This is a genomic window from Marseilla massiliensis (assembly GCF_016899855.1).
Lineage (GTDB): Bacteria > Bacteroidota > Bacteroidia > Bacteroidales > Bacteroidaceae > Prevotella.
In genome coordinates this window covers 1-639 of record NZ_JACJJG010000234.1, presented here as the reverse complement: position 1 = coordinate 639, position 639 = coordinate 1, and the positions used below count along the sequence as shown (strand labels likewise).

At 55.4% G+C, this 639-nt stretch carries 1 pseudogene; it reads left to right on the top strand.

The window, feature by feature from the left end:
- Positions 1-619 (top strand): annotated as a pseudogene (locus tag H6A34_RS14550) (biosynthetic arginine decarboxylase); the annotation flags it as partial.
- Between the last annotated feature and the right edge of the window lie 20 nt (positions 620-639).

Here is a 639-nt window from a genome sequence, read left to right as displayed (position 1 = left end):
GAGCGTGTGCCGCGAAATCAACTCGATATCAAAAAGTTTCAAGCATGTGCCCGAGGAACTGAAGGGTCTCGACAAGCTGTTGGCCGACAAATATTTCTGCAACTTCTCGCTCTTCCAGTCGTTGCCCGACGCCTGGGCGATAGACCAGATATTCCCCATCGTGCCGCTGCAGAGGCTCAACGAGCGCCCCACGCGCAGCGCCACGCTGCAGGACATCACGTGCGACAGCGACGGAAAGATAGCCAACTTCGTGACCAACCGCAACATCTCGAACATCCTGCCGGTGCACGCGCTTCGCAAGAACGAGCCTTACTATCTGGGCGTGTTCCTCGTGGGAGCGTACCAGGAGATACTGGGCGACATGCACAACCTCTTCGGCGACACCAACGCCGCCCACATAACGGTGAAGGACGGCAAGTACCACATCGACCAGATAATCGACGGCGAGACCGTGGAGGAGGTGCTCGAGTACGTGCAGTACAACCCGAAGAAGCTGGTGCGCCAGCTCGAAGTGTGGGTTACCAAGAGCGTAAAGGAGGGCAAGATATCGCTCGAGGAGGGCAAGGAGTTCCTCTCCAACTACCGCTCTGGACTGTATGGATATACTTATTTGGAGTAAAATTCAATTTAGGAGTTAAG